General features: G+C 50.0%; 23 protein-coding genes and 3 pseudogenes. 20 read left to right on the top strand and 6 right to left on the bottom strand.

Features of this window, described 5'->3' with window-relative positions; genetic code table 11:
* The first annotated feature begins 23 nt into the window (after positions 1-23).
* Positions 24-659 carry a pyridoxamine 5'-phosphate oxidase gene (gene pdxH, locus AC6R0R_RS11765; RefSeq protein WP_500626806.1) on the top strand — a complete coding sequence of 212 codons (636 nt, stop codon included), beginning with the start codon at positions 24-26 and terminating at the stop codon, positions 657-659.
* Positions 660-757: 98 nt separating this feature from the next.
* Here the strand turns inward: pdxH and AC6R0R_RS11760 are convergent.
* Positions 758-1,435 (bottom strand): annotated as a pseudogene (locus AC6R0R_RS11760) (SUMF1/EgtB/PvdO family nonheme iron enzyme); the annotation flags it as partial.
* 396 nt (positions 1,436-1,831) lie between these two features.
* Between AC6R0R_RS11760 and AC6R0R_RS11755 the strand changes: the two are divergent.
* The 7 genes and pseudogenes from AC6R0R_RS11755 (at position 1,832) to AC6R0R_RS11725 (ending at position 9,246) form a co-directional block, all read left to right on the top strand.
* Positions 1,832-2,647, top strand: coding sequence for a helix-turn-helix domain-containing protein (locus tag AC6R0R_RS11755; RefSeq protein WP_500626805.1), 816 nt, complete (start codon positions 1,832-1,834; stop codon positions 2,645-2,647).
* 218 nt (positions 2,648-2,865) lie between these two features.
* Positions 2,866-6,021 (top strand): bifunctional proline dehydrogenase/L-glutamate gamma-semialdehyde dehydrogenase PutA, encoded by a 3,156-nt coding sequence (gene putA, locus AC6R0R_RS11750; protein WP_500626804.1) that lies wholly within the window; start codon positions 2,866-2,868, stop codon positions 6,019-6,021.
* Positions 6,018-6,102 (top strand): annotated as a pseudogene (locus AC6R0R_RS11745) (1-pyrroline-5-carboxylate dehydrogenase); the annotation flags it as partial. The gene putA and the pseudogene AC6R0R_RS11745, both read left to right, overlap by 4 nt.
* Positions 6,103-6,203: 101 nt before the next feature.
* A pseudogene (locus AC6R0R_RS11740) lies at positions 6,204-6,740 on the top strand (1-pyrroline-5-carboxylate dehydrogenase); the annotation flags it as partial.
* A gap of 72 nt (positions 6,741-6,812) precedes the next feature.
* Entirely contained in the window at positions 6,813-8,300 is a 1,488-nt protein-coding gene (putP, locus tag AC6R0R_RS11735) for a sodium/proline symporter PutP (protein ID WP_487902934.1), read from the top strand.
* A 166-nt stretch (positions 8,301-8,466) separates the two neighbouring features.
* Positions 8,467-8,700, top strand: a complete 234-nt coding sequence (locus AC6R0R_RS11730) for a hypothetical protein (protein ID WP_334552808.1) — start codon at positions 8,467-8,469, stop codon at positions 8,698-8,700.
* A 69-nt stretch (positions 8,701-8,769) separates the two neighbouring features.
* Positions 8,770-9,246: an Lrp/AsnC family transcriptional regulator gene (locus AC6R0R_RS11725; RefSeq protein WP_334552806.1), complete on the top strand. Its 477-nt coding sequence runs from the start codon at positions 8,770-8,772 to the stop codon at positions 9,244-9,246.
* A gap of 46 nt (positions 9,247-9,292) precedes the next feature.
* Here AC6R0R_RS11725 and AC6R0R_RS11720 read toward each other — a convergent pair whose 3' ends face one another.
* Positions 9,293-10,213: a polyprenyl-phosphate transporter gene (locus AC6R0R_RS11720; protein WP_500626803.1), complete on the bottom strand. Its 921-nt coding sequence runs from the start codon at positions 10,211-10,213 to the stop codon at positions 9,293-9,295.
* A gap of 568 nt (positions 10,214-10,781) precedes the next feature.
* On the opposite strand from AC6R0R_RS11720, the gene gltS reads away from it, so the two are divergent.
* A complete protein-coding gene (gene gltS, locus AC6R0R_RS11715; RefSeq protein ID WP_500626802.1) occupies positions 10,782-12,008 on the top strand; it encodes a sodium/glutamate symporter in 1,227 nt (408 codons plus the stop codon).
* A 57-nt stretch (positions 12,009-12,065) separates the two neighbouring features.
* Here gltS and AC6R0R_RS11710 read toward each other — a convergent pair whose 3' ends face one another.
* A complete protein-coding gene (locus AC6R0R_RS11710; RefSeq protein WP_500626801.1) occupies positions 12,066-12,803 on the bottom strand; it encodes a flagellar brake protein in 738 nt (245 codons plus the stop codon).
* Between the two features lie 170 nt (positions 12,804-12,973).
* Here AC6R0R_RS11710 and AC6R0R_RS11705 point away from each other — a divergent pair, with 170 nt between their 5' ends.
* On the top strand, positions 12,974-13,252 hold the full coding sequence (locus AC6R0R_RS11705) for a GNAT family N-acetyltransferase (protein WP_500626800.1): 279 nt from the start codon (positions 12,974-12,976) through the stop codon (positions 13,250-13,252).
* Between the two features lie 4 nt (positions 13,253-13,256).
* Here the strand turns inward: AC6R0R_RS11705 and AC6R0R_RS11700 are convergent, their stop codons facing one another.
* Positions 13,257-13,751 (bottom strand): GNAT family N-acetyltransferase, encoded by a 495-nt coding sequence (locus AC6R0R_RS11700; RefSeq protein WP_500626799.1) that lies wholly within the window; start codon positions 13,749-13,751, stop codon positions 13,257-13,259.
* 115 nt (positions 13,752-13,866) lie between these two features.
* Here AC6R0R_RS11700 and AC6R0R_RS11695 point away from each other — a divergent pair, with 115 nt between their 5' ends.
* From AC6R0R_RS11695 to AC6R0R_RS11685, 3 genes are all read left to right on the top strand, one after another.
* The gene (locus tag AC6R0R_RS11695; RefSeq protein ID WP_500626798.1) at positions 13,867-15,045 is read left to right on the top strand and encodes an MFS transporter; all 1,179 of its coding nucleotides are present in this window, start codon (positions 13,867-13,869) and stop codon (positions 15,043-15,045) included.
* Positions 15,046-15,091: 46 nt separating this feature from the next.
* Positions 15,092-16,057 carry a succinylglutamate desuccinylase/aspartoacylase family protein gene (locus tag AC6R0R_RS11690; protein WP_500626813.1) on the top strand — a complete coding sequence of 322 codons (966 nt, stop codon included), beginning with the start codon at positions 15,092-15,094 and terminating at the stop codon, positions 16,055-16,057.
* Positions 16,058-16,144: 87 nt separating this feature from the next.
* Entirely contained in the window at positions 16,145-16,618 is a 474-nt protein-coding gene (locus AC6R0R_RS11685; protein ID WP_487902941.1) for a peroxiredoxin, read from the top strand.
* Positions 16,619-16,672: 54 nt separating this feature from the next.
* On the opposite strand, the gene norR is transcribed toward AC6R0R_RS11685, so the two are convergent.
* Entirely contained in the window at positions 16,673-18,211 is a 1,539-nt protein-coding gene (gene norR, locus AC6R0R_RS11680) for a nitric oxide reductase transcriptional regulator NorR (RefSeq protein WP_487902946.1), read from the bottom strand.
* An 80-nt stretch (positions 18,212-18,291) separates the two neighbouring features.
* A complete protein-coding gene (locus AC6R0R_RS11675; RefSeq protein ID WP_500626797.1) occupies positions 18,292-19,284 on the bottom strand; it encodes a helix-turn-helix domain-containing protein in 993 nt (330 codons plus the stop codon).
* A gap of 124 nt (positions 19,285-19,408) precedes the next feature.
* On the opposite strand from AC6R0R_RS11675, the gene AC6R0R_RS11670 reads away from it, so the two are divergent.
* The 7 genes from AC6R0R_RS11670 (at position 19,409) to AC6R0R_RS11640 (ending at position 25,735) form a co-directional block, all read left to right on the top strand.
* Positions 19,409-19,834 (top strand): rhodanese-like domain-containing protein, encoded by a 426-nt coding sequence (locus AC6R0R_RS11670; protein ID WP_500626796.1) that lies wholly within the window; start codon positions 19,409-19,411, stop codon positions 19,832-19,834.
* 84 nt (positions 19,835-19,918) lie between these two features.
* Positions 19,919-20,152 carry a hypothetical protein gene (locus AC6R0R_RS11665; RefSeq protein ID WP_500626795.1) on the top strand — a complete coding sequence of 78 codons (234 nt, stop codon included), beginning with the start codon at positions 19,919-19,921 and terminating at the stop codon, positions 20,150-20,152.
* Between the two features lie 11 nt (positions 20,153-20,163).
* On the top strand, positions 20,164-21,369 hold the full coding sequence (locus AC6R0R_RS11660) for an MFS transporter (RefSeq protein ID WP_500626794.1): 1,206 nt from the start codon (positions 20,164-20,166) through the stop codon (positions 21,367-21,369).
* A gap of 105 nt (positions 21,370-21,474) precedes the next feature.
* Positions 21,475-22,815: a DASH family cryptochrome gene (locus AC6R0R_RS11655; protein WP_500626812.1), complete on the top strand. Its 1,341-nt coding sequence runs from the start codon at positions 21,475-21,477 to the stop codon at positions 22,813-22,815.
* Complete coding sequence (locus tag AC6R0R_RS11650) at positions 22,816-24,372, top strand: cryptochrome/photolyase family protein (RefSeq protein WP_500626793.1); 1,557 nt, start codon at positions 22,816-22,818, stop codon at positions 24,370-24,372. It abuts the gene before it with no gap.
* Positions 24,373-24,500: 128 nt separating this feature from the next.
* Positions 24,501-25,232, top strand: a complete 732-nt coding sequence (locus tag AC6R0R_RS11645) for a sulfite exporter TauE/SafE family protein (RefSeq protein ID WP_500626792.1) — start codon at positions 24,501-24,503, stop codon at positions 25,230-25,232.
* A 68-nt stretch (positions 25,233-25,300) separates the two neighbouring features.
* A complete protein-coding gene (locus AC6R0R_RS11640) occupies positions 25,301-25,735 on the top strand; it encodes a YccF domain-containing protein (protein WP_500626811.1) in 435 nt (144 codons plus the stop codon).
* The last annotated feature ends 16 nt before the right edge of the window (positions 25,736-25,751 follow it).

Below are 25,751 nucleotides of genomic sequence, written 5' to 3'. Positions count from 1 at the left end.
GTCGCGGTCAATGAGGAGAAAAGATGGAACTGGAAGACATTCGTCGTGAGTACACTAAAGGCGGTCTACGCCGTAAGGATTTGTCTGCGGACCCGATTGAGCAATTTGATCTGTGGTTAAAGCAAGCGGTAGACGCCAAGCTTACCGACCCTACCGCCATGACCGTCGCGACAGTAGATGCCAACGGCCAACCTTTTCAGCGCATTGTGTTGCTTAAGCATATCGACCAACAAGGGTTTGTCTTTTACACCAATTTAGGCAGTCGCAAAGCTCAGCACATTGAGGGCAATGCGAAAGTCAGCCTCCACTTTCCTTGGCACCCACTCGAGCGCCAAGTGCACATTACTGGCGTGGCGGAGAAGCTGAGTGTTGTGGAGAACATGAAATACTTCTCTTCAAGACCCAAAGAAAGTCAAATTGCGGCCATTGCCAGTAAGCAGAGTAGCCGTATTTCGGCGCGCGGCATCCTAGAAGGTAAATACCTAGAGCTAAAAAAGAAGTTCGAAAAGGGTGAAATTCCGGTGCCCAGCTTTTGGGGGGGGTACCGCATTCGCCCAGAGAGCATCGAGTTTTGGCAGGGTGGTGAGCATCGTCTGCATGATCGCTTCTTGTTTTCGAAACAGCAAGACAACTGGCTGGTGGATCGTTTAGCGCCGTAGCTGTCTACACAAAACATTCAGTGTAAGAGACACAAAAAATGCCACAATTGTGGCATTTTTTATTGCTACTCGAGCTCAACAGAGACTTGGCTTCAGCGTTAGTTAATGTCTCGTACCACTCGAAAACCGACATAGTTGGTGGCGGTAGAGTCGGACAAATAAAGCTGCTGATGAGCGGCGGACATATCCGGAGCAAAGTTCCAAGCTCCACCCTTGGCGATGTGACGAGCGCTGTTTGTCCACTGCCATACGTTGCCCACAGCGTCATACAAACCGAGTGGGTTAGGCTTAAAGGCGCTGACTGGTGACGTGCTCTTGTTTGCCCAAGGGGTACCACTCCAGCCGGTATTCGCTTGACCGGGAATAAACTTATCTCCCCACCAGTAACGATTTTGACTGCCCGCTCTCGCGGCCACTTCCCACTCTTCTTCGGTTGGCAAGCGGTACAGAGCGCCAGTTTGTTTGGTTAACCAGCGGGCGTATGCATTGGCATCATTCTGGCTGACACACACTACAGGTGAGTTCGCGTATTGCTTGAACCCTGGGTTACGCCAGTAGCTGTTGGTAACTGGGGTGACTTCACCATTGACGATGGCGGTGCAGGTGTTTTGCAATTCAGCATCGGTTTGATAGTTGGTCTGTTCCACAAAAGAAGAGAACTGAGTCACGGTAACAGGCGTCGCGCCAATCCCGAAAGCATGATCAAGGTGCGCTTGATAAGACGCATGTTCACCAATGAAGTAGCGCCCCGGCAAAATGGTGATCATTTCTGGCGCTCGAAAGCTACCGGGCAAGCTCTCTTGAATGGAGACGTTAAGCTGCACGTCTTTTTTCATTGCGCTTGACGATATTGGGTTCAGTCAGGTTGTCGAATAGTTTCGCTTTAAAGGTTTTCACCGCTTTTTGCTTGGGCAGATTAATGAAATATGCAAGCAAAGAATCCCGATATCGAAATAAGAAAAGGGATAGAAGTGACATGAGCCGTAATTTATGTGCGCTTGATCATTCTTCCGGTAAAGAAATGACCTGCTATTCTTGTCGGTAATGAACAGAGTGTTGATGATATTTTCACCATTTGTATGTTCAATGAGCGACGGGCTCGGTGGATTTCGTGTTCGTCAAACTTTGTTATACCATGATCGAGATCACCGGATAGGCGCAAGAATTAGCTGATGAATAGAGCAAAATCTCAATCCCAAGACACTCAACCTGCCAAAGTTTTGTCGCCTAGGCCGGCGGAGTTGATCACCCTGCCTTCTTATATGACCTGCCATGACCACAGTTATACGCAAGTGGTTATTGGTCTGAAAGGCAAGGCGGAGTTTGAGGTTAATGGCTATGGGAACTACGTGGGGCCAGGGCAGGGCTGCGTCGTCACCTCAGGGTCTGATCATGCGTTTGGTGGCGTGGTAGAACACTCGGATATCTTGGTCCTCAATATGCCGATGCCGACGTCAGACGACCCTTTGATGCTCAATAAAATTAACGATCTGAGTCAAAAAGACACCTATTTTCAACTCGATAGCCAAATTCAAAAATTGATTCAGATGCTAGTGTGTGAAATGCAATCGAGCCCTGATGATTTGTTGCTTAGCCGCGCCTGCAACGATACGGTGGTGGCTTTATTGCAAAGACACATGTCTGCCTTTGAGACGATTCGCAAGGAGTCACGCTTTGATCTTGAGTCTATTGACCGCTATATCGACCGGCATCTCAGTCAGAAGATCTCCGTGGCTCAGTTAGCGGGTAGCGTGTTTCTTGGTGAAAGCCAGTTTCACAACCTCTTTAAAGAACAAATGGGGATCACCCCACATCAGTATGTGCTAGGTAAACGTATTGATATGGCCAAGCAACTGATTCAACAAGGTCAGCTTTCTCTTGGTCAAGTTGCGGAGCTCACTGGCTTCTCTGGTCAAAGCACCTTCACTCACACCTTTACCCGGCTGCAAGGCCTCTCTCCTTCGCAATACAAGAAACAATTCGGTTAAAAAAGATAACAGTTCCGATGCTTTGTTTTGCTGATTTGGGTGTGATTCTGTTTTTGTTTTGTTAAAAAACGTAGAATTCAGCAAAAAGCTCGGAGTTTTTGACAAGTATTCCACTCAAGCTCAAAATACACTGCTTGCCATTGTGATTAACAAATTCAAAGCATTCTCCGCTTTGAGCCGTTTCCGACAGACGTCGGGTGTGAGATTGAGGAAAACGCATGTTTACAGCAACGGATGTGTTAAACGCCGAGTTTGTTCAGCAACCGCTAGACAAACTTTGGTCGTTGATCTCGCCACTTTACATGGTGGACGAGTCGCAATGGTTAGAACAATTACTTCCATTGGCCACGCCAACAGAAGTCGAAAAACAAGCCACACTAGAAAAAACAACGCAGCTTATTAAAGCGATTCGCGCAGACAAAAAAGCCATTCAAATGATTGATGCGCTGCTGCTTGAATACAGTCTAGATACCCAAGAAGGGATCTTATTGATGTGTCTGGCAGAGGCGTTAATGCGCATCCCAGATGCGGCCACCGCCGATGCGCTCATCCGCGATAAACTCAGTGTCGCCGATTGGAAATCTCACTTAAAACACTCAGATTCTGTTTTTGTCAACGCGTCAACTTGGGGCTTAATGCTCACAGGTAAAGTCGTTGGGTTGTCTGAGCCACAAGCGCAAAGCCCAGTCAGTGCGGTAAATCGATTGGTCAATAAGCTTTCTGAGCCTGTGATTCGCAAGGCGATGCATCAGGCGATGAAGGTGATGGGGCACCAGTTTGTTTTGGGACGCACCATCGCTGAGGCGCAGAAGAATGGCCGCAGCATGCGCGACAAAGGTTACACCTATTCATACGATATGCTCGGCGAAGCGGCACTGACGACCAATGACGCTCACAAATATTTCAAAGATTACTTGATGGCGATCGAAGCCGTTGGCAGCGATCACTATGGATTGAAGACCAGCCCGGCGCCGTCGGTCTCTATCAAACTGTCCGCGCTTCATCCTCGCTATGAAGTGGCGAACGAAGAGCGTGTGCTTAGCGAGCTGTATGACACCGTGATGCAGCTTCTGTCACGCGCTGTTGAACTTGATGTGGCGATCACTATTGATGCCGAAGAGGCCGATAGACTTGAGCTGTCACTGAAACTGTTCGAGAAAATCTACCGCACGGATCTGGTGAAAGGTTGGGGCAAGTTTGGTCTTGTGGTTCAAGCATACTCCAAACGTGCGTTGCCTGTGTTGGTGTGGTTAACGGGCTTATCGGCACAAGTCGGAGCAATGATTCCGGTGCGTTTGGTCAAAGGCGCCTATTGGGATAGCGAGATCAAGTGGTCTCAGCAGGCGGGCTATAACAACTATCCGGTCTACACTCGCAAAGAAGCGACCGATGTGGCGTATCTTGCGTGCGCGCGATTTTTGCTCAGTGACTCAGTGCGAGGTCGACTTTTTCCTCAGTTTGCTAGTCACAACGCACAGACGGTTAGTGCTATTGCAGTGATGGCGCCGCACAAAGAGTTTGAGTTTCAGCGTTTGCATGGCATGGGTGACGCTCTGTATCACCACGCGATGGCGAGCTACCAACAATCAGTGCGCATTTACGCGCCTGTGGGCAGTCACAAAGACTTGTTACCGTATTTAGTTAGACGCTTGTTGGAAAATGGCGCCAACAGCTCTTTTGTCCACCGTTTGGTCGATGCGCGATGCCCGATTGACTCTTTGACACAACATCCGGTCGATATGCTGCTCGCTTTTGACAGCTTCGATAACAAGAGCATTCCTCTGCCGCCCGCGATTTTCCCGGAGCGCAAAAACTCGCTTGGGATCAATATTGACATTGAAAGTGAAGCACTGGGGTTTGAGCAGCAAGTAGAGCAATTCTTAGCTCACCAGTGGTTTGCAGGGCCGATGATCAATGGTCAAGTGCCGAGCGAAAGCATGATCAAGGAAAGTGGCCAGTCTGTGCTGGTCACGGCCCCTTATGATCGTCGCATTGAAGTCGGTCATGTACTGTATGCCAACCTTGATCATGTTTCCGAAGCGATTGATGTTGCGGCGCAGCATGTTTCATCATGGCGTGCCACTCCTGCAAGTGAGCGAGCACAATGCTTGGAGACGTTGGCGGATCTGTTAGAAACCCACATGGCTGAACTGGTGGCGCTGTGTCATCAAGAAGCAGGTAAGACTATTCATGACAGTATTGATGAAGTCCGCGAGGCGGTCGATTTCTGTCGCTACTACGCCAAGCAAGTTCATGAGCTAGCGCCAATGACCACTACATCACTAAGTGGTGAGCCTCAAACGGTTGAGCGAGTAGGCAGAGGTGTCTTTGTGTGCATCAGCCCTTGGAACTTCCCGTTGGCGATTTTCCTTGGTCAGGTTACCGCTGCGCTTGTTGCCGGAAATACCGTCGTCGCCAAACCGGCTGAACAAACCAGTTTAATTGCGGCGCGTGCCGTTGAGTTGATGCTTGAAGCTGGTTTTCCAGCTGGTGTTATCCAACTTGTGCCTGGGCTTGGCAGCGATATTGGTCACGCGTTGACATCCCATGAAGCCATTGCCGGTGTTGCCTTTACGGGCTCGACTGCGACGGCGCAACGCATTAATCAAACGTTGGCGGAGCGCGATGTTGACCCGGTACCGTTTATTGCGGAGACCGGTGGACAGAATGCGATGATTGTCGACAGTACCGCATTGCCTGAGCAGGTGGTGCGCGATGTGATTCGCTCGGCGTTTGCCTCTGCGGGGCAACGTTGCAGTGCGCTGCGAGTTTTGTATATCCAAGAAGACATTGCCGATCGCATCGTCAATCTGATTCAAGGTGCGATGCAAGAGCTGCGCGTTGCGGCGCCCTATCTACATTCAACGGATGTGGGACCAGTGATCGATGGCAAAGCCAAAGCGAAACTCAATCAACACATTGATACCATGACGCGGACACAAATGCTTGTCGCCCAGTTGACGTTGGATGAGACCCATCAGCATGGAGATTTTGTCGCTCCGACTGCGTTTGAGATTGACTCCATCGATGCGCTCAGCGAAGAACAGTTCGGCCCAATTTTGCACATCGTGCGCTTTAAAGCCCGTGAGCTAGTGCAAGTGGTAGAGAAAATAAACCAGACCGGTTTTGGTTTGACGATGGGCATTCACAGCCGCAACGAAACGACCTACCGCTGGATCGAAAAGCACGCTCGGGTGGGGAACTGCTACATCAACCGCGATCAAGTTGGCGCAGTCGTTGGGGTTCAACCATTCGGCGGCCAAGGTTTATCGGGCACTGGACCTAAAGCTGGCGGCCCACACTACTTGTATCGTTTTACCGAGCCACACTACACGCAGGCCGTTCAATCATCAGGGGCAGGAGAATTATCATGATTCATCAAGTGACACGTTATACCGATGCTCTCTCTGCGTTTGAGAATTGGAATCTGACCGATTTTGCCTCTAAAAAAGAGGATGTCTCCTCACTGATTGAAGCGATGGGCAAGGCTAAAAACCACAGTGAAGACGCAGATTGGAACGCTGGGCTGAACGTCATGCGTTTTCAACTTGCGCGTGCGACATCACTGTTGGCGCATTGCCATGATTTGTCAGGCCCAACCGGAGAGACTAACGAGCTCTACGCTGCAGGTCGCGGTGTGACGGTTCTTATTCAGGAAGAAAAATCAGCGCAAGCGAAGTGGTCTGTGCTTGCGCAACTGACGACGGCGTTGCTCGCGGGCAATAGCGTCATCTTATGCAGCGATGACGACACACTGTGCACAGTGTTAGAAGACGCCAGCACGTACTCATCACTGCCTACTCATGTGCTGCAGGTCGCCCCCTTAGAGGCGCACCCGCAGCTATTGGAATCCGATATACGCTGTATCGGTTATGTCGGTCAAACGCAGGCGCTCGTTCGCCTCAACCGACAACTTGCGAAACGTTCTGGCGCGATTGTCAGTTTGGTTTCAGAGACGGATCTATCCGCGCTGCCTGTGGCGCAGGATCCGCATTTGGCGCTGAGGTTTCTTACCGAGCGCACTAGAACGATAAACATAACTGCTGTTGGTGGTAACGCTACCTTGCTCGAACTCGGTAGCGAAAGTCACTAAACCTAAATGCGACATCCTCTTCTAAGAAAGAGGATGTTTAGGGAAAGCGAATTCTAAAAGAGGACAATATAGATGGAAAATAGCTTTGCTATTACAACAACGTTCATCGCCTATCTGATCATGATGCTGGCGATTGGCGTGATTGCGTATCAGCGAACGAAAAATTCGTCGGATTACTTTTTGGGCGGTCGCTCGCTTGGCCCTTGGCCGGCGGCGCTATCGGCTGGGGCATCCGACATGAGTGGCTGGTTGCTGCTGGGTTTGCCAGGCTATGCCTACGCAGCTGGTATTGAAGCATTTTGGTTGGCCGGTGGTCTTCTTGTCGGGACATGGCTCAACTGGCTAATCAACGCCAAACGCCTACGCACCTACTCGATTACAACCGATTCTCTAACGCTACCTGAGTTCTTGTCACGTCGTTTCAATGACAACTCAAAATTGATTCAGGTGATTTCCGCATTTTTCATTCTGCTGTTCTTCCTTTTCTATACCAGCTCTGGCTTGGTCGCGGGCGGAAAACTGTTTGAAACCGTGTTTGGTTTGGATTACACCATGGCGGTGATCATCGGTACGGTGTGTGTGGTCTCTTACACATTATTTGGTGGCTTCCTGGCGGTCTCTTGGACGGATCTGGTTCAGGGGCTGTTGATGGCGGCTGCGTTAATGATCGTTCCCGTTGTGGCGATGGAGGGTGGCTTCTCTGATGTTGCTGCTCAGCTCAATAGCATCAACCCGGAACTCCTGACACTGTGGAATGACTCCAAAGGCGAGCCACTCTCTGCTATCGCGATCATTTCGCTTGTGGCATGGGGCTTGGGCTACTTTGGTCAGCCACACATTTTGGCGCGTTTTAAAGCATCTCGCAGCAACAAGGACCTGACGACGGCACGCCGTATCGCGGTGATCTGGACAGGCTTATCTATGGCTGGCGCGCTTTTGGTGGGGATGGTCGGGCTTATTTACGTGACCAATACCGGTGGAAATGTGGATGATGGCGAAACCATCTTCATGTTGTTGGTGAACGCCATATTCCATCCAGTGATTGCCGGTATCCTACTGGCCGCGATTCTTGCGGCGATCATGAGTACAGCGGACTCTCAGTTACTTGTGTCTTCATCCGCGCTAGCGGAGGATTTCTACAAACAAGTGTTTAAGAAAGATGCCAGCTCTGAAGAGATTGTGATGGTTGGACGCGTTGCGGTTGTCGGTATTTCGATTGTCGCCCTCGTACTGGCGATGACACCCGACAGCTCTGTACTGGGTTTGGTCTCTTACGCATGGGCAGGCTTTGGTGCTGCATTTGGCCCAGCATTAGTATTGAGCTTGTACTGGTCGCGCATGAATCGTAATGGTGCGTTGGCGGGTATCATTGTCGGCGGTGTGACAATCGTGGTTTGGAAGCAATTGTCTGGCGGTTGGTTCGATGTGTATGAAATCGTTCCAGGAATTGTGTTCTCTACCCTATCGATCGTGATGGTGAGTCTATTGAGCGCAGAGCCTGAAGAGTCAGTAAAAGCACAATTTGCTGACTATGAGAAACAGCTGCAAACCCTTGATTAATCAATCATCACTCTAGTGTCTAAAGCCCTGTTCGCAGGGCTTTAGACATTTTCCAGTCTATTATTTGTACACAGCTCACATTTTTTAAACTAAAGTTTGAGAACTCGGAACTCTGTCATTAAAACTATGTCGATTAAATGGAACGCATAGAAAAGGAGAGAGGACAATGCCACAAATGTACTGCCATTGCTGCGATAAGGTAACAGCGCACAAAGCGGTGATGAAACGATGTGATGAAAACCATGATTCCGTCGTAAAAAGTTTGGCGTGTTTTTTCTCTACTCTTTTTAAAGGCGCACACTACGTGAAAATGGAGCAACAAAGCTTCTGTCGCGTCTGCAACACCCAAGCGACCCATGTCCCTTCGAACCGAGATTTCGACCACGCAAAAGCGGCGTAAGACTCAGACTTTATTTATGTTCGTTGTATAATCCAGCTCGATTGGAATCAAAGCGAGACTGGAGACGCAATGGAATTAGACCGAATAGACAAAGAAATACTGCGCGCCTTAAACATTAAGGGTCGATTGCCCATTGTTGAATTGGCGAAGCAGGTGAATCTCACTACCTCTCCTTGTTCCGATCGTGTGAAACGCCTTGAGAAAGAAGGCTATATCAAAGGCTATCATGCCGAACTCAACCCAGAAAAGTTGGGCTTAGATGTCCAGGTTTTCATCCATATTCGTCTTGATCAAACCAGTTTCTCTATTTTTGATAAATTTGCCCAAGCCGTGGCCGATATTCCGGAAATCGAAGAGTGTTACTCCTTGTCTGGCGACTTTGACACCATGATCAAAGTACGAGTGAAAGACATGAAGGCTTATCAGAGTTTCATGTCGAGCAAGATGGGGACATTACCGGGTGTGATTCAAACCCGCAGTGAAGTGGTGATTGAAGAGCACAAAACCAGCTTTGGCATCAATCCAGATCTTATCGCGAAATTGTAAACGGGGCGCTTGAAGCGCCCCGCTTTTCCTTAAGATAGTACTGTGCTTAGCCGTCATTACGTTCGGAAAGCTTCTCCAATCCTAGTACCAACCCAACGGCACAAAGCATGAGCACAATCGCCAACAGCCACTGTGAGGACTGGGCAGTTAACGTTTCAAATTCAAACGGTGAAAGGTTGTGCTGCACCAAGGGTACTTGTTCGCCCTTCGAGTTCACTCGCCAACTGATGGTCTCTTTCCATGGCCAGATTTTCGGCAGTGTACCGAGCATAAGGCCGGTCAGAAAGACCAAAGTGAAGTCCCGAAAACGTCGCAATAGCCAAGATAACAGATGTGAAAAGCTCAATATGCCGACCACACACCCAGTGAGGAACAGTGCCAGGATAGGCAGATCGAAAGCTTTGACCGCGCCGAGTACTGGCGCGTACATGCCAAGAAGTAGCAGGATGAAGCTGCCGGAAATACCGGGCAGAATCATCGCACAGATGGCGATGGTGCCCGCTAAGAACACGTTGAGGTGGGTTGGTTCAAGCTGCAAGGGCTGTAACACTGTGATGCTGTAGGCAAACCCTACGCCAAGCGCGAGAAAAACCAGTCGATTGAGCGATCTATGTTGCACCTGCTTAAGCATGTGTACCACTGACACTAAGATCAAACCAAAGAAGAACGACCAGAGTGGGATAGGGTGATAGGTTAACAGCCAAGAGATCACTTTGGCTAAGGTGGCGATGCTGGTAAATACCCCAGCAAACAAGCTGATGAGGAAAAGGCCATTGATATGAGAAAACGCCGCGGCGATGCCTTCACGCTTCACCACACCGATTAGACTTGGGTTAATACGTCGAATGCTTTCGAGTAGAGTGTCATAGATGCCGGTGATAAAGGCAATAGTGCCGCCAGAGACGCCCGGGACGACATCCGCGGCGCCCATCGCTAACCCTTTTAAAAATGTAGAAAAATAGCTCATTGTTTATGGTCACTTATTCTGTGTGGCGAGAGTATAACGCCTAAGGCGTTGGAGTTAAATTATCGCGTTATGTATAGCGCTGACTATGTGGAAAAAACATCAATAGCTACCATTGATAAAATTAAATATAAGAGATCAGTTTCTTATTGAAATGCACATTGTTTGCATTATGCAATTGCACTTTGCAAAAATGCAATCAAAGCCTGACAAGAAGTGCGATACAACAGGCTAAAACGGCCAATATAAACTTGGCATGCATCATGCATTTATATTATTGACCCTTCTTAAGCCGAGGGTCACCTAGCCAACTGACGTTGTTAGTGAATGAATTTTGTTCACAATACATATAAGCCAAGCGCACGATTGCGGTTGGCTCTTTTTTTTGCCTTTTTTCCGGAAAAACTCGACAAATCCCCACTTTTTTCTCCATAATGGCCGCTTTTATTGCACAAAGACGGTAGTTTTTACGACCGATTGTCAGTCGATATCGTCTTTATCCAGTTGTTTCACTAGAGGAAAAGTACCCACGTCATTAAGGAAGATGGCATAGCAACGTCAAAGAGGTGATATGAATCCAATAATCTCCGTTGGGCCATTAGAGTCGTTCTTAGTCGCAATCAGTGTGTTGTTTCTCGGCCAGTTTATCAATGCTCGTCTTCCTATCTTGCAGCGTTTTAATATCCCTGAACCCATTGTAGGCGGGCTTGTGGTGGCGCTCATCATTACCGTGCTGCATTTCAACCACGTCGATGTGACCTTCTCTTTACCGCTGCAAAAAATCTTCATGTTGATGTTTTTTGCCACCGTCGGCCTAGCGGCCAACTATACCCAATTGATGAAAGGTGGGGCGAAGGTCTTTTTGTTTCTTGCGATCGCCTCTTTTTACATCGTGATTCAAAATGGCGTAGGTATCTCATTGGCGACCGCGCTTGGTCTTGATCCTCTCATGGGGCTTATCGCTGGTTCGATAACTTTGTCGGGTGGACACGGCACAGGGGCGGCTTGGTCGCAAACCTTCTCCGAAAGCTTTGGACTACCGAACACTTTAGAAATCGCGATGGCGTCAGCGACGTTTGGGTTGATCATTGGTGGCATTATTGGCAGTCCTGTGGCTCAGAAGCTGATTAATAAACACCAGATTGAATCTCAATATGGCTGTGGCGGCCACACACACGAGAAGTTTCCTGATCTTGTCACCTATAACGAGTACGAAGAGGACAAGGTCAACGCGAAAAAAGTGGTGGAAGTGCTCTTTATCTTACTGCTTTGTGTGACGGGGGCTAAATACCTAGAGCAGTGGGTCAGCGAGTTGGCGATCTCTTGGTTGATGATTCCCGACTTTGTTTATGCGTTGTTTATCGGTGTGTTTATCACCAATATTCTCGAAGTCACTAAAACTCACAAAGTGGACACCGAAACCGTCGATATCCTAGGGACTGTATCGTTGTCGCTGTTTTTGGCGATGGCGCTGATGAGCTTAAAGTTGTGGAACATCTTTGATTTGGCGCTGCCGTTTTTGCTGATTTTAGCCGTGCAATCGGTGATTCTCGGCCTGTTTGCTTATTTCGTGACGTTCAAGGTGATGGGAGCAAACTACGATGCGGCAGTGATTGCTGGCGGCCATTGTGGTTTTGGGCTCGGCGCGACCCCCACCGCCGTCATGAATATGGGCTCGTTGGTCAATAAATTTGGCCCATCCCCTCAAGCCTTTATGGTTGTGCCGATTGTCGGCGCGTTTTTTATCGATATTGTCAATTTGGTCATTCTGCAAGGCTATATCAGTTTTATCCGTTAGTAGAATGAGTATAAAAAGACCCAGCCGTGTTACCACGCTGGGTCTTTTTTAATTGTTTTATCTCAAGGTGAGCTTGGTGCCGTCGAACTTCAGTTTACCGAGCAGGTTTTTCGCGTTTTCTGCCCCTAATTCAGTAAAGGCAACACCATATCGAGAGTAATGGTGTGAGCGCTGAAGATTGCAGATCTTGCCAAACAAAGGCTGAAATTCAACCCCTTTACCACTTTGCACCATCACATTTAGAGAGACTTCTTCTCCGACTTGGAATGAACGGCTCAGTGGCGCGGTAATGAATCGGCAACCGCCTTTGGAGAGATCGCGAATTTCACCGTCCAGCCGATGGGACTGTGCAATCACTTTGACCGCGAGGTTGACATCGTAGCGTGGCTCTTTTCGAAGTTGGGTGACCTCCATGGTCTGTGGTATGGAAAGCGCAACCATAGGCACAGGGGACACCATAACGTGCAGGAGTTGTGAGCGGAAGTGGATCAGCGCTCCTTCGCCACGGGGTGAGATGGCTCTCACTGTCGCCCAAAATCCTTCTTGGAAGAAATAGTCAAGGTCATCGTCGGAGACCTTGGGTAACTCGGCTAACACATAGTTATCAGAGTGCGAACCGATGAACGCGGTTTTACAGCGAAATGTCGTGCCCACTGGAGTCGTGATGCCGATGGTTAATTCTCCACCATGCTCAACCATGGCTAGAGCGTCCGAGCTCTTAATTATGGATTTATTTTTGTCTTTGATTTTCGAACCCGAATGTCGTTGTTGTTTTAACACTGCCTGAGATGTCATCTAGCCTCCTGCTTGCCGCTTTTTAGTTGTTTTTGCGGTCAGCATCATATTTTTTCGAAAATCATGTCAGAATGTTTCCGAGAGTCTTAGATTTTATTCACGCTTGAAGGATTGTTCAAACATCTATTTGCGGTAAAATTATGAGCCAAGTAGCATTTTTAAGAGTAATTATGCAGGAAAAACTGATTTTCGATGAGTCGAACTGTCAAATTCGTGTTCACCTTGAAGGGGAAGAGTACGCACTAGTTCGTTACCATAAAGTGGGAGACGTCTATCACATTACGTCAACGAAAGTGCCTAACGCGCTGCAAGGGCGAGGTTATGGCAAGGTTATGATGGAAGCGATCCTTCCCCTGTTTGAGGAGCGAAACCTAAAAATTCACCCGGTCTGCAGCTACGTTGTCCACTACCTTGAGCGTCACCCTGAGTGGCAACATTTAGTGGCGTGAGATGTTAATCGGTTTTGACTCTCGCCATATAGTAAGTATCAATGTACTGACCGTGGCGAAATACTGAGCAGCGCGCTTGCCCTTCAATCTCAAAGCCAAACTTTTTGTAGCAGGCGATAGCGCGTTCGTTATCACTGTTGACCTCAATCTGAATGCGTTTGATTTGCAGCCAGTTATCGGCCAAATCAATCACAGACTCAATGAGCTTACTTCCTATGCCTAGTCCGTGGTATTGGTCATGAACGCCGATGCCGAATGAGCCACAATGTTGGGTTCTTGGCCGCTTTGAGTGCTCGAAGCCAATGTTGCCGACCACCTTACCCTCCACCTCAGCGACAAAGCAGTAATGGTGGCTAGATTGATTCGCCAACCGCTCACGCCAGAGTTCAATGGATGGCATGGGCAGCTGCAATGTTTCCGCTTGTGCGCGAGGCTGGCTGTAGATGTCACAAATGGCTTCTGCATCACTGAGTTTGGCTGGGCGAATAACGATATCCATGTTTGTTGATACTCTTTGCGTACTGATTGACCTACATTACTGGCGAATTCCGCACTGGTAAAGTCGCCAGTTTGCGATTAATGTAACACTTCTTTCACATCAACATGTACGGCTTATGAATCGCTCTGCCTCTTGGAAAACCCCGCAAAACTTTCTGCTGCTCATTTCTATCGTTGTGCCCATCGCTTTTTCAAGCTGGATGGCACTGTTAAACAACTTTGTGATCGAGAAGGCCAATTTCGATGGTGCAGACATCGGCCTATTGCAAAGTGTGCGTGAAATACCGGGTTTCTTAGCGTTTACCGCAGTGTTTGTTTTGCTGTTTGTCCGTGAGCAGAAGTTCATGTTGCTCTCTTTGGTGGCGTTAACACTGGGCACCGCGATTACGGGGTTCTTCCCCTCCCTATTTGGCCTATTGATGACCACGTTACTGATGTCGACCGGCTTTCACTATTTTGAAACTCTAAAACAGTCGCTCTCCCTGCAATGGTTAAATAAAGACGAAGCGCCAGAAATGCTCGGCAAGCTGATATCGGTTGGCGCGCTTGCCTCTCTGGTTACCTACGGCGCGCTTTGGCTGTGTTTGGAAGTGTTCGCGATGGAGTTTAAATGGGTGTACCTGCTGTTTGGCGGCGTCGGGCTGGTGTTGGTCGCTTGGATGGCGTTCGCGTTTCCTCAATTTGAGGCACAAACCCCGCAAAATAAGAAGTTGGTGCTGCGCAGACGCTATTGGCTCTATTACGCATTGACGTTTATGAGCGGCGCTCGTCGCCAAATCTTTACCGTTTTTGCCGGCTTCCTTATGGTGGAGAAGTTTGGCTACTCGGCAGCCGATATCACCATGCTGTTTTTGATCAACTACCTGTTTAACTTCCTATTTGCTAAGCGTATTGGTCGCTTTATTGGCCATGTGGGCGAGCGCAAAGCCTTGATGTTTGAATATGTCGGCTTGATTGGCGTGTTTGTCGGCTACGCATTAGTGCAAAGCGCAGAGTGGGCCGCCGCTTTGTACGTGATTGATCATCTCTTTTTTGCTTTGGCATTGGCGATAAAAACCTATCTGCAGAAAATTGCCGACCCTGCTGATATGGCTTCAACTGCGGGCGTCTCCTTTACGATTAACCATATTGCTGCGGTTGTCATTCCAGTGACCTTTGGCTTTATTTGGCTTGTCTCTCCCGCTGCGGTGTTTTACATCGGTGCGGCGATGGCAGGGGTATCATTACTGTTATCTTTAAACATTCCCGCCAAGCCTGAAGAAGGGAATGAAGTCCGACTATTAAGATGGAGCTAACGCTGTGAAACAAGAGGCGACCTCACTCAACCAAAATATCGTTCCTATGTATCCGACGTTGAAAGCGTTGGATGTCGATGCGCTGGCGCCCGGCGAGCACAAACTGTGGTTTGCGGTGGCGACCGACGCGGTGGGCCACGCTCAAGCTTTGCCAGTTAGAGTGTTCAAAGGTGAGCAAGCGGGCAAGCGCGTCATGATCACGGCGGGCGTTCACGGTGATGAACAAAATGGCATCTTGACTGCTCAAAGTTTGGCAAGAGCCTTAGTGGGCAGAAAGTTAGCCGGTACGGTGACCATAGTGCCAACGGTCAACCTCTCGGGTATCGAGCGACACAGTCGCGACTTTCACTCAGCCGCGCCAGACAGCTCTTCTGCTAACCTTAACCGTCTGTTTCCCGGCAGTGCGGAGGGGGACGATGCCAGTCGCTATGCCTTCAGCTTGTGGGAAAACTTACTCAAACCCAACGCAGATCTGGCGATTGATCTGCATTCGCAAACCAGCGGATCAGCGTATCCTTTGTATGTGTTTGCCGACTATCGCTTGGAAGAAGCCATTGCGATGGCAAGACTCGTCAATCCTGATGTCATTCTTGATGATCCCGGTGACCCGGGTATTTTGGAAACCGTCTACAACCGCGCGGGGATCCCATCTATTACGATTGAAGTGGGTGTGGGGCGTTACACCGACATCGACATGGTTGGAAGAGCGACGCAAGGCGTGCTGAACATTTTGCGCGCCTATGAGATGTTGGATGAACCCGTATCACGCAGCGAAACTCCCTGCGTGGAAGGGAAAAAGATCGTCAGTATTCGCGCCAACCAGGGTGGATTTGTCCTGTGTCACGTGCCTTTGCTGGCCAAAGTTGAAGTCGGTCAGTCGCTAGCGACTCAATATGACAGTTTTGGCGACGTGGTGGATGAATACGTCGCTCCAGTCTCGGGGACGGTGATTAGCCACAATGTTGAAGCGGTTCGTGCGCCGGGGTCACTTGTCGTGCGCTTGATTTGCTGAGGGTGTAATACCCTTAGTATCTACCCGTGGTTAATCTGGCTATTCACCGCTATGATGAGTGAAACCCATGACATAGGAAACGTCACCATGATAGAGATCGGCCAAACTATTCCAGAAGCGGTACTGAGTGAGCTTACGAGCGATGGAATGGTGTCACACTCAACGTCTGAACTATTCGCAGGTAAAAAAGTGGTTCTGTTTGCAGTACCTGGCGCATTTACACCAACCTGCTCTGAAGCGCACCTCCCCGGTTACGTTGTGCTCGCAGACAAGATCAAAGCGCAAGGCGTTGACTTGATTGCTTGTGTCTCCGTCAATGATGCCTTTGTGATGCACGCATGGGGCGAAGCGCAAAACGCCACCGAAATTATGATGCTGGGCGATGGTGATGCAAGCTTCACCAAAGCGTTAGGGCTTGAGAAAGATACCGCTTCATTCGGTGGTCTGCGTTCACAACGCTATGCGATGGTGATCGACAATGGCGTTGTCACCCAACTCAACGTCGAAGAGCCAAGCAAGTTTGAGGTAAGCAGCGCCGAAGCGATTCTCGACACACTGTAATCAACGCCCTATTGAACGATGGCCCGCATTGCGGGCCATTTTTTTACACGCCTTTCATTTCCCCTGCACCATCACCCCAAGCTTTTTGCCCATCCGATACAAATTTCCGCGATCCATTTGAAGAAACTCGGCCGCTTTTGACCAAGTGCCGTTGGTGACTTCAAGCGCATGAACAATCAGATCTTTTTGATAGGCCTCGACAAGCTCGCGCATTGGCTGGCTCTCTTTGGGTAAAAAGTGCGGTTGTGATGCGGTGTTGTAGGTGGTTAGCCCAGTGTCAAAATGGCTCGGTTGAATAATATGTTGCTGCTGCTGAATGCAGCGCAGGGCCGCTCGCGTGAGGGTGTGTTCTAGCTCTCGGACGTTGCCTGGCCAGGTCTGTTTTTCCAGCAAGAGAATGGATTTGGGATGCAGGTGCAGATTAGGAATGTGGAACTGGTTACGAACCTTCTCCAACAAATACCCCGCTAGCACCGCAATATCACCTTCGCGTTTGCGAAGCGGAGGAACGTCAATAGGAAAAACGTTCAAGCGGTGGAATAGATCGGCGCGAAACTGACCCGCATTGACCGCCTTTTCCAGTTCGCGATTAGTGGCGGCGATGATGCGCACATTGACCAGCAAACGTTGATCGCTGCCGACGCGTTGCACTTCACCTTGCTGGAGCACACGTAATAGTTTGGCTTGCAGCGTTAATGATAATTCTCCGACCTCATCGAGAAACAGCGTGCCACCATCGGCCAGTTCAAATTTCCCTGCTCGGTGCTGACTGGCTCCGGTATAAGCGCCTTTGACATGACCAAACAATTCGCTTTCAGCCAATCCTTCTGGCAAGGCGGCGCAGTTGACGTAAATCATCGGTTTGTCCGCGCGATGACTTTGCGCGTGGACACTGTGCGCCACCAACTCTTTACCCACACCCGTTTCTCCGGTGATCAACACAGCGTAGTCCGACTGCGCCACGGTTGAGATGTTGGTTTTTAGCTGGCGTATTTGGGGGCTGATACCCATCATCTCACCCGTCTGCGATCGTGCTTGTTGGATGAGCGTCTGCGTCACCGACTTCTGTTTCTGATTTTGTGCTTTGAGCGCATTCATCTGCGAGATATTACGTAGTGTCGCCGCCGCGAGCGCGGCAAAGGTTTCAACCGTGACAACATCGATGCTGTCAAACGCGCCGACCGTGAGTGAATCTAAAGTTAAGATGCCAACCAATTGCCCCTCCACATACAAGCTGCAACCCATGCAGTCATGGACATCCAAATCATTCTCTGCGCTGAGCATGATGCCGCTGAACGGGTCGGGTAACTCACATTGAGCATCAAAACGCACCGGGGAGGTACTTTGCATGATGGCTTGAAGTCTGGGGTGGTTTTTCGGATAGAAACGGCGACCAAAGATGCTCGCCGCAATGCCTTTTACCGCGACTGGTGTCAGCAGCCCATCCTGATCGAGAATGAACAGCGCACTCGCATCACAGGGAAAGACACGATCTACACCGTCAATTAAGACTTGATATTGACGTTCACTGTTTTGGCTAGAACTGAGGTTAAGGGCGATATCGAGTAAAACGCGATTGAGTTTCTCTTGCATGGTTGTCATTTTGTCATATCGGCATGCAGGCAGTGTAGCACTGCGATGTTGTTTTAACATCAACAATGTCATTGGGTTGTTTAGCCCAGTTTAAACTTCTCCCGATACTGCTGAGGCGACACGCCGACTAAACGACGGAAGTGATGGCGCAGCGTGACGGCGCTGTCGAAACCCGATTGCTGGGCAAGTTGCTCAATGCTTAGCGGCTCGGTTTCCAATAACCCTTTGGCGCGTTCAATGCGCTGCTTGATAAGCCAGGCTTTAGGGGAGAGGTTGAAGCTTGAGCGAAACTTTCTATCAAACGTGCGCCGCGACATATTGGCGTGGCTTGCCCATTCGTCGACGCTGATGGCTTGACTGAGGTGTTCATTCGCCCACTCAACGGCGTTGGAAAACGAGCTCGGCACTTTGAGCATGGGCGTTTCGACATATTGTGCTTGTCCGCCGGTGCGATGTGATGAGACAACCAAGCGCTTTGCGACTTGGTTGGCGATTTGGTAACCAAAATCTTCGCGTATGATCGCCAGTCCTAAATCGAGCGCAGAAGCGCTGCCAGCGGCGCAGCCTATTTGCCCCTCCAACACATACAGCACGTCCGATTGATAGTCCACATCGGGAAATTGTTCACGAAACTTGCTCTCGTACATCCAATGCGTGGTGGCTTTTCTACCGGCGAGCAGCCCCAATCTGGCCAGCAAAAATGAGCCAGAGCAAAGAGACAGCACTCGCTTACCTGCGTTAACAAAACGCGTTACTTCTTTCGCAATCAGCGGTGGGATGGTGTCATCCCCTGTTGGCCAACCGGGAATGATCAAGGTGTCAAACGGCTCAAGCGAGCTTGCTGATTCAGTGACCAAGGTCATGTTGCCTGTGGTCTGAATTGGCGCGTCTTCCAGTGTGATGACTTGGGTATCGTACCACTCTTTGAATTCCGGTCTTGGCAGGGCAAACAGTTCAACCGCGCAGGAGAGCTCAAATAAAGTCACGTGCTGATGGGCCAATATTGCAACGCGCACCGTTTTGGTCTGATGTGCGTAGGGTTTTGCAGTGAATCCCTGTTTGTCGGTGCTCATTATTTGCCTCCAGCTGAATGCAGCTTTTGGCTTATTATTATCGCATATTGGCGTTTAAGCCAATGGCAAGGGCAATAATTTGTGCGGATAATGATGCTAACCTCAATAAACTAGGGAGAGAGCCATGAGCGCAGTATCAAGAGTACCGGCAGCGAGCAGTGAGGCAGCGTTGCGCCATTTTGAATCGTTAATGCAGTTTGAGACCGATTGCTGGGACGTACACCATGCGATAAGTAACGGATTACAAGATTTCGTTCTTATCGATGTGCGCGGTGAGGCGCTGTTTGACGCAGGGCATATTGAGGGCTCGGTATCGATTCCCCATGCTCGATTGAATGAACGTGCGTTGGCGCACTACCCGAAAGACACGCTGTTTGTCGTGTATTGCGCAGGGCCACACTGCAATGGCACTGAAAAAGCCGCCGTTCGTTTGGCTCGCCTCGGCAGGCCAGTGAAAAAGATGATTGGTGGGGTAACAGGTTGGCAGGATGAAGGCTTTGCTCTGGTCACGGGCTCTAAGAGCGAGCAGAAAAATGCATCTTATGCATAATATGAGTGTAGAAATGTCATTTGAGTCATGGCGCGCGGCGCTCTACACTCCGCGCTCTTTTTACTGTCACTGAGGCTGAAACGTATGCTTTTTTCATCCCTTTTATCGCAATCACTCAGTGCTCAACTTGTGAGAATGACCTTAGTGCTTGTGCTTGTCTTGGTGGGTGTTCACCATTCCCCTTCTTTACTTAGTACGCTGGCCGAACAAGCGATGGCACTGGGGTGTCATGGACAAGATCTTGAGTTCGATGATGCTTCAAGCCAAGACTCACGTGCATCAAGTCACGGCAATAGTCATTCTCACCACCATCATTAAGGGCAACAATAATGAGTGTATTTCGATTTCCATTGATGGTTTGGCTGGGCATTGCCATTCTCATCATCTGTTTGGGTATTCGCCAATCGTTCGGCATTTTTATGATGCCTATTTCAGAGCATTTTACGGTCGGTCGAGAGTTTTTTAGTTTCGCGATTGCCCTACAAAACCTGCTATTTGGTGCGTTTCAGCCGTTTGTTGGTATGGCCGCTGATCGCTTCGGCGCCAAACGTATTATTGTCGGTGGCGCTCTGGCTTATGGATTGGGGCTTTATTTGACCTCGATCGCCACTGCGCCTAGCGTGTTGTATCTCTCATTGGGTGTGTTGGTTGGCCTTGGCCTTAGTGCAACCAGTTATGTGATTGTGCTCGGGGCCGTCGCCAAAGTGGTCCCCGCACAGCACGCGGCCAAAGCGTTTGGATTGACGACCGCCGCGGGCTCGTTTGGCATGTTTGCGATGATCCCGGGCGCTCAAGCTCTGCTGTCTGATTTTGGCTGGCAGGGTGCGATGCAGGTGTTTGCGCTGCTCTGTTCTACTATGGTGGCTTTTGCTCTGTTTATGAAAACACCTAAAACGAATGCGGCGACCACACAGGTGGCGGACGATCAAAACCTAAAACAGGCACTGAAAGAAGCCTTCTCCCACAAGGGGTATTGGCTGATCCATGGTGGCTTCTTTGTATGTGGTTTTCATGTGATGTTCATTGCAACCCATTTGCCCAGTTATTTGGCCGATAAAGCCCTGCCTGCGTCTACGGCCGCGATGGCGCTGGCGTATGTCGGTATCTTCAATATTTTTGGTTCGTACTTTTGGGGCGTGCTGGGTGATAAATTCAGCAAACGCCACGTGATGGCGGCTTTGTATGTTATGCGCACTATAGTCATTGCGGGGTTTGTTACTTTGCCTGTTACTGAGTCGACGGCGGCGCTTTTTGGCGGGGCGATCGGTTTTGTATGGCTAGGGACTGTGCCGCTGACGTCGGGGTTAGTTCGGCAGATCTTTGGCGCGAAGTACCTTTCCACCTTGTATGGGTTGGTGTTTTTCAGCCACCAAGTGGGTAGCTTTCTTGGCGCGTGGGTAGGCGGTCGAATTTATGACTACTATGGCTCTTACGATCCGATTTGGTGGTCGACCGTGGTCTTGGCTTTTGCTGCGGCATTGATTCATTTGCCGATCAACGACAAGCCTGTGGCAAGATTGGCCGCTGCGAGCTAATCCGCCCGTTCAACCTAATCCAAAGCTTAAACTAATCCATAATGGTAGAAACTGCGTATTGAATGGGAGTGATTGATTTTATGGAGCAAGGCTTTGTCACTCCCCATATCTCGAAGAGGGTTGTACTGGTTTCACAATGATTTTCGTCTGACAGACAACCCATTACTTCAAGCCGCAGCAGAGCAGGTCGATGAGATGCTTTGCGTCTGCAGCCCGCCTCAAATGACCCATTTCCTCTCTCGCTTTTCTCAGCAGTGCCAGTTGGGAGCGAGCAGAGAGGCTTTTTGGTCTCAATCGGCCAGCGATCTGGCGGCCAGTTTGGCTAAATTGGGTCAAAACCTCTATTGTTTGCCTGATCTTAGCGCCGCTTCGCTCGCAGCTCTCATTCGAGAGCAGGACATTACCCACTTTTATTGTCAACGTTTTGCCGGTATAGATGAGCAGCGCATAGTGGATGCGTTGCAAGCAACGTGTCCTGATCTCAATATCATCCAAAGAGAGAGTGGCCACATACTTGATGAATCTGAGCTGCCTTTTTCACTCGCCGAACTGCCTGCCACTTTTAGCCGATTTCGAAACCGTGTCGAACCCCTTGCAGTGCCAGGGCCCTTGCCTGTGGTTGAGACATTGCCAAGTGTGATTGAGGTCGACTACCCCCTAGTGACGACGAGTCCCTGCCAAAGCGGACAGTTTCTGGGAGGAGAGGGCGCGGCGCTAGCTCATTGTGACGATTACTTTTCGACGTCCAACGCGAGTCACTATAAAACGACCCGCAATGGCCTTGAGGGCATGGCTTATTCGACCAAGTTCTCACCGTGGCTCGCTCAAGGTTGTCTCAGTGCACGGACCATTTTGGCCAAACTGGCGCAGTATGAGGCGGCTCATGGAGCCAACGAGTCAACCTATTGGATTGCGTTTGAGCTACTGTGGCGTGACTACTTCTACTGGTATGCAAGATTGCATCGTCAGCGTTTATTCGCTTTTCGAGGTATCACAGATCAAGCGCCGCTCACGTCGTTTTACCCGGAGCGCTTTGCGGCGTGGATAGCAGGGGAGACGCCTTATGCTATCGTTAATGCATGCATGAAACAGTTGCGTGCGACAGGGTATATGTCCAACCGCGGCCGTCAACTGGTGGCGAGCTGTTTGGTTCATGAGTTGAGTATGGATTGGCGTTATGGCGCTGCGTACTTTGAAACGCAGTTGGTGGACTACGATGTGGCCTCAAACTGGGGAAACTGGCAGTATCTTGCGGGCGTCGGAGCGGATCCACGCAGCGGGCGTCAATTTAATTTCGAGAAACAGACCCAAACTTACGACCCTGATGGTGAATTTATCCGCCGTTGGCAGGGGACACCCTCGCACTCGTGCTTGGATGCCTTCTCGCGCTTAGATGCCTTCGACTACAATGGCTGGCCGATTGAGGATAGCGGGGAGGGGAGATAAGTGAACTATTCCTGCGTTCGGCTCATTTTGGGGGATCAGTTAAATCATCAGCACGCTTGGTTTGCACAGAAAGAGGAAGGGGTGCTTTACCTCATCGCAGAGCTGCATCAAGAAGCGCACTACACCCGTCATCATAGCCAGAAAATCGCGGCTTTTTTTGCCGCAATGGCGAACTTTGCGCGTGAGCTACAAGAAGTGGGGCATCACGTGGTGCATCTGACTCTCGATGACACCGAGCCCTACAAGGATCTGCCCTCACTAATCGCGCATTGGGTCGAGCGGGTTAATGCCGAGACGTTCGAGTATCAAAGGCCGGATGAATACCGACTGATGCGGCAGCTCGAACTGTTGTCACTGCCTCAATGTACAGTGCGCTGTGTCGAGAGTGACCACTTTTTGCTGCCATTTGATGAGATTGGCGACTATTTTAAGTCGGTTAAAGCGGTCAAGATGGAAAATTTCTACCGCAAAATGCGCCAGCGCTTTGATATTTTGATGGACGCAGACAAACCCGTCGGTGGGCAGTGGAATTTTGATGGCGACAATCGCAATAAGCTCAAAAAGTCCGATATTGAAGCGCTGCCGAGACCTTTGCTGTTTGCCAACGATGTCACATCGATCAATGAGCGTATCAAGCGTCATCAAATCCCGACGATCGGGCAGCAGCAAGAGCGTCTTGTCTGGCCGATATCTCGTCATCAAGGTTTGAACTTGTTGGCGCACTTTTGCCGAGTGTGTCTGCCGCTTTTCGGTCGCTTCCAAGATGCGATGACCGATCAGCATCCTAGCCAATGGAGCCTCTACCACAGCAGACTCTCTTTTGCGATCAACACTAAAATGCTCAGCCCAAGGGAGGTGATGGACGCAGCGTTAGAGAGTTACCACCAGAGTCAGCGCATTGACAACCCGATTACCTTGGCGCAGATTGAAGGTTTTGTCCGTCAGATCATCGGGTGGCGCGAGTATATGCGCGGTATTTATTGGATCAACATGCCAACCTACGCGACGCTCAATGAGCTGCAAGCCCAGCGCCCCTTGCCGAGCTACTTTTGGCATGGCCGCACTCAGATGAAGTGTATGCGTGCCTGTATTGGTCAATCGCTTGAGTGGTCTTACGCCCACCATATTCAACGCTTGATGGTCACGGGCAATTTTTGCTTGCTGGCTGGTGTTGCGCCGGACGAGGTCGATGCGTGGTACCTTGGCATCTATATTGATGCCATAGAGTGGGTAGAGATGCCCAACACGCGAGGGATGGCGCTGTTTGCCGATGGAGGCATCATCGCCACCAAACCTTATTGTGCAAGCGGAAACTACATCAACAAGATGAGCGATTACTGCAAAGGGTGTCACTACGATGTGAAGCAACGCAGCGGAGATAGGGCCTGCCCGTTCAATAGTTTGTACTGGCGTTTTATGTTGCTTCATCGTGAGCGTCTCAGTCGTAACCCACGCATCGGTATGATCTATCGCAGTTGGGATAAGCTGTCAGAGGCCGAGCAGGCAGAGGTGTTATCAACGGCGGAGCGTTACCTAGCGCAGATAGACGTGTTGTAACGCCGCACCTTGCAAGCAATGAGGTACTTAGCGTGATCTGTGGTATCTCCATGACGCTATCTCAGTTAAGATACGTTATTGATTGATTATCAAAAGCGGTAAACACCGTTTTTTGTTTGCGTTGACCTATGTTTGCTGAGTGGATGACTTCTGAGGCGCTGATTGCGGCGCTGCTTATTTTTATTGGTTCTTTTGTCCAAACCGCCATCGGTTTTGGTTTGGCGATTGTGGCGGCGCCACTGCTGTTCTTGGTGTCACCGGATTATGTTCCCGCCCCGATCTGTCTCGTTGCGCTGTTTATCTCGCTGCTGAATGCGCTCAAGTATCGCGCCAGTGTGGAAATTGGCGGCTTGAAAATGGCGTTGATTGGTCGGGTGCCGGGCTCTATCGCTGGTGGCGTGTTGCTGGTGATGGTCTCGACCGACATGCTCGCGCTTTGGCTCGGTTTATTAGTGCTGTTTGCCGTGGCGGTGAGTCTGCTGCCTTTTCGTATTGAGCCAACCCCCGTCAAAATGGGCATCGCAGGTTTCTTTTCTGGCTTTTTTGGTACCAGCAGCGCCATCGGCGGGCCGCCGATGGCGCTTTTGTTGCAGCATCAAGAAGCAAACCAGTTGCGCGGTAATCTCTCGGCGTTCTTTGTCTTTAGCTCTATCATTTCTCTGATGATTCAAATGCCAGCGGGCTTTTTGAATTGGCACCATGTCTGGATCACCGTGCCGCTGATCCCTGCTGCTTGGGTAGGCTACAAGCTGGCTCAGATGACGACGCATTCGTTACCCAAAGAGAAAATTCGCGTGGGCGCCTTATTGCTGTGCAGTATCAGTGGTATCACGGCTGTGTGGCAGGCACTGGCCAGCTAATGAGCGTGCGAAGCGGTTTTGTGTTTGAATAGATGACCAACAGTGAGTGAGGAGATCTGAGAATGACTATGCTAAGAATGCTAGGCAATGTGATTTGGTTTGTGTGCGGCGGCGTCATTATGGGGCTGATGTGGTGGTTATTTGGTCTGCTGGCGTTTATCAGCATCATTGGCATTCCTTGGGGGCGTGCGTGCTTTGTGATGGGCAATTTTTCCTTTTTTCCGTTTGGCCAAGAGGCGATTTCCCGTGAAGAGCTGACCAATGATGTCGACATTGGCACCAGTCCATTTGGGCTGGTGGGTAATATCATCTGGTTTCTACTGGCGGGGATTTGGCTTGCGATTGGTCATATCTGTTCTGCGGTGGCGTGCTTTATCACCATCATTGGTATCCCATTCGCGCTGCAACACCTGAAATTGGCGCTGATTTCGCTCGCACCGATTGGTAAAACGGTTGTGCCCGTCGAGCAAGCCGCTCGGGCACGCTATTCAAATCGCCCGTAGATTCCGCGAGTACCAC

Source organism: Vibrio sp. R12-SW3-ISO1, assembly GCF_059834005.1.
The sequence above is the reverse complement of the archived record's forward strand: the minus strand, read 5'-3'. Positions and strand labels throughout refer to the sequence as shown.

What these genes read in the sequence shown, in the direction of transcription:
- AC6R0R_RS11645 (WP_500626792.1), top strand. Translation starts at nt 24,501, where the DNA reads ATGTTTGCTGAGTGGATGACTTCTGAGGCGCTGATTGCGGCGCTGCTT.
- AC6R0R_RS11670 (WP_500626796.1), top strand. Translation starts at nt 19,409, where the DNA reads ATGAGCGCAGTATCAAGAGTACCGGCAGCGAGCAGTGAGGCAGCGTTG.
- AC6R0R_RS11725 (WP_334552806.1), top strand. Translation starts at nt 8,770, where the DNA reads ATGGAATTAGACCGAATAGACAAAGAAATACTGCGCGCCTTAAACATT.
- AC6R0R_RS11640 (WP_500626811.1), top strand. Translation starts at nt 25,301, where the DNA reads ATGCTAAGAATGCTAGGCAATGTGATTTGGTTTGTGTGCGGCGGCGTC.
- AC6R0R_RS11685 (WP_487902941.1), top strand. Translation starts at nt 16,145, where the DNA reads ATGATAGAGATCGGCCAAACTATTCCAGAAGCGGTACTGAGTGAGCTT.
- putP (WP_487902934.1), top strand. Translation starts at nt 6,813, where the DNA reads ATGGAAAATAGCTTTGCTATTACAACAACGTTCATCGCCTATCTGATC.
- AC6R0R_RS11730 (WP_334552808.1), top strand. Translation starts at nt 8,467, where the DNA reads ATGCCACAAATGTACTGCCATTGCTGCGATAAGGTAACAGCGCACAAA.
- AC6R0R_RS11700 (WP_500626799.1), bottom strand. Translation starts at nt 13,751, where the DNA reads ATGGATATCGTTATTCGCCCAGCCAAACTCAGTGATGCAGAAGCCATT.
- AC6R0R_RS11675 (WP_500626797.1), bottom strand. Translation starts at nt 19,284, where the DNA reads ATGAGCACCGACAAACAGGGATTCACTGCAAAACCCTACGCACATCAG.
- norR (WP_487902946.1), bottom strand. Translation starts at nt 18,211, where the DNA reads ATGCAAGAGAAACTCAATCGCGTTTTACTCGATATCGCCCTTAACCTC.
- AC6R0R_RS11720 (WP_500626803.1), bottom strand. Translation starts at nt 10,213, where the DNA reads ATGAGCTATTTTTCTACATTTTTAAAAGGGTTAGCGATGGGCGCCGCG.
- AC6R0R_RS11710 (WP_500626801.1), bottom strand. Translation starts at nt 12,803, where the DNA reads ATGACATCTCAGGCAGTGTTAAAACAACAACGACATTCGGGTTCGAAA.
- AC6R0R_RS11665 (WP_500626795.1), top strand. Translation starts at nt 19,919, where the DNA reads ATGCTTTTTTCATCCCTTTTATCGCAATCACTCAGTGCTCAACTTGTG.
- AC6R0R_RS11660 (WP_500626794.1), top strand. Translation starts at nt 20,164, where the DNA reads ATGAGTGTATTTCGATTTCCATTGATGGTTTGGCTGGGCATTGCCATT.
- AC6R0R_RS11755 (WP_500626805.1), top strand. Translation starts at nt 1,832, where the DNA reads ATGAATAGAGCAAAATCTCAATCCCAAGACACTCAACCTGCCAAAGTT.
- pdxH (WP_500626806.1), top strand. Translation starts at nt 24, where the DNA reads ATGGAACTGGAAGACATTCGTCGTGAGTACACTAAAGGCGGTCTACGC.
- AC6R0R_RS11695 (WP_500626798.1), top strand. Translation starts at nt 13,867, where the DNA reads ATGAATCGCTCTGCCTCTTGGAAAACCCCGCAAAACTTTCTGCTGCTC.
- AC6R0R_RS11705 (WP_500626800.1), top strand. Translation starts at nt 12,974, where the DNA reads ATGCAGGAAAAACTGATTTTCGATGAGTCGAACTGTCAAATTCGTGTT.
- AC6R0R_RS11690 (WP_500626813.1), top strand. Translation starts at nt 15,092, where the DNA reads ATGTATCCGACGTTGAAAGCGTTGGATGTCGATGCGCTGGCGCCCGGC.
- putA (WP_500626804.1), top strand. Translation starts at nt 2,866, where the DNA reads ATGTTTACAGCAACGGATGTGTTAAACGCCGAGTTTGTTCAGCAACCG.
- gltS (WP_500626802.1), top strand. Translation starts at nt 10,782, where the DNA reads ATGAATCCAATAATCTCCGTTGGGCCATTAGAGTCGTTCTTAGTCGCA.